A 1,729-nucleotide genomic window follows, 5' to 3' on the forward strand; every position below is an offset into this window, starting at 1 on the left:
GAGCAATAGCGTTGCGGAGCAATAATGCGCGGGGCTAGAGGGCTTGTCTCAGCAGCCCAGGCATCTCACCTAACCTGAAACGGCCATAAGCTCCCACAGCATCTCGGATAAGCTTGCCTCAACAAATCTCAAAAGCCGCTGGCAGGTAATCAACCAAAGCATAGCTTACCCCTTCCCTGGAGGCCCGACGTTCTATCAGCGCAACATCAAAACGGCAGGACAACTCGGAGAGGTGGGGATGCTGGCTCAAGAAGGCCTGGGCAGCCCGGATCAAGCGTCGCTGCTTGGGGATCCCAACCGCCAAAAGCCCGCCTCGATCCCAGCTACCGGGGCTACGGGTTTTCACCTCTACGAAAATCAGCACATCAGCTTTGTGGGCAACCAGATCCAGCTCGCCCCAAGGGCAGCGCCACCGCTGGGCCAGGATCTGCCAGCCCTGCTGACAGAGATATTGCCGCACCCAGCCCTCGCCGACGTTGCCTGTATTCTGGAGGGAAGCCCTTCTGGGCAAGGGATCCATAAAAAAATCACCAGCGCCCGGCTCTAATGAGCAGAGCCATTGCCGTGATACTTGTCGGTGTCGTAAAAGCCGTTGCGGGTGCCGAAGTAGAAACTTGCCAGAGAGAGGACAAGAGCAACCCCCACCAAGACTAACTTTGCATCCACGTGGTTTTCCCCTGATTTTCTCCTCAACCGTGATCATAATAGCCTGCCGCTCCTTCACAATCCTCTGGTAAGCGATGCGCGGCACTGATATCGGCCAAGGCACAGCAAGTCTTGGGGGATCCCATTGGAGAGCTTTTCTTGAATGCTTGAATGAATGACTCCCACTGGGAGCTCAGCATGCTACCATTCAGACGGAAAGGGAGTAGTCAGGCGGCTTACCGCCCTCTGCATCGACATACTGGCTAAAAACAGCCCGGTGCAAGAGACAAAGCAAGCCCGGCAGGCTGCTTTGGTGACGAGACTTTCACTGAGTTCACGCGGAGGTGAGCTTGGTGAGTCCGTCTGACTTTCCCAGCCTTCACCTCTAGGTGTGAACCGATTCCACACACAAGAGAGGTTGGAGGCTAGAAAATGTGGGCCGGTTTTTTATCGAGTTTGCTGCTGGTGACGGTAGCGGAATTTGGGGACAAAACCTTTTTTACCCCCTTGATTTTGGCGATGCGCCACCCACGCCGCTGGGTTTTTCTGGGGACATGGCTGGCTTTAGCGATGATGAACCTGCTAGCGGTAGGAACCGGGCAAGTGCTTTTTAAGCTACTGCCACCCTTGGGCGTGCGGGTGCTATCGGCTGGGGTTTTCGCCGTTTTTGGCTTGAGAATGCTCTGGCAAGCGTGCAGAATGCCACCTCAACAGGCATTACCAGAAGAAGAGGAAGCCCTCAGACAAGTGATGCAGGCAGAAGCAAAAGGAGTTGGCCGCGGGGGGGTTAGGGCCATCGTCTGGGAAGCCTTTAGTTTGATCGCCCTAGCCGAGTTCGGGGATAAAACCCAGATTGCTACCGTTTCCCTAGCCGCCACCCATCCGGGATTCAGTGTCTGGGCGGGGGCAACCCTGGGTCATGGTCTGATGGTGGGGCTGGCGGTGGTGGGAGGTCGTTTTTTAGCAGCTCACATCTCTGAACGCGCCGTGCATTGGGTGGGGGGCGGCTTATTTCTGGTGTTTGCGTTGCTGACCGGTTGGGAGTTGGCAGGATGAGGGATCAGCTAGAAATCGCAGGAGCCCC

3 protein-coding genes are annotated in these 1,729 nt (G+C 56.2%); 1 reads left to right on the forward strand and 2 read right to left on the reverse strand.

The features are described from left to right. Positions 1–118: 118 nt before the first annotated feature. Together NW818_RS13080 and NW818_RS13085 are read right to left on the reverse strand one after the other, a co-directional pair. Complete coding sequence (locus NW818_RS13080; RefSeq protein ID WP_011433700.1) at positions 119–520, reverse strand: YraN family protein; 402 nt, start codon at positions 518–520, stop codon at positions 119–121. Positions 521–543: 23 nt separating this feature from the next. Continuing rightward, positions 544–666 carry a hypothetical protein gene (locus tag NW818_RS13085; protein ID WP_011429573.1) on the reverse strand — a complete coding sequence of 41 codons (123 nt, stop codon included), beginning with the start codon at positions 664–666 and terminating at the stop codon, positions 544–546. A gap of 411 nt (positions 667–1,077) precedes the next feature. Here NW818_RS13085 and NW818_RS13090 point away from each other — a divergent pair, with 411 nt between their 5' ends. Next, positions 1,078–1,701, forward strand: coding sequence for a TMEM165/GDT1 family protein (locus NW818_RS13090; protein ID WP_011433699.1), 624 nt, complete (start codon positions 1,078–1,080; stop codon positions 1,699–1,701). The last annotated feature ends 28 nt before the right edge of the window (positions 1,702–1,729 follow it).

It is taken from the genome of Synechococcus sp. R6-5, assembly GCF_047461775.1.
Taxonomy (GTDB): domain Bacteria; phylum Cyanobacteriota; class Cyanobacteriia; order Thermostichales; family Thermostichaceae; genus Thermostichus.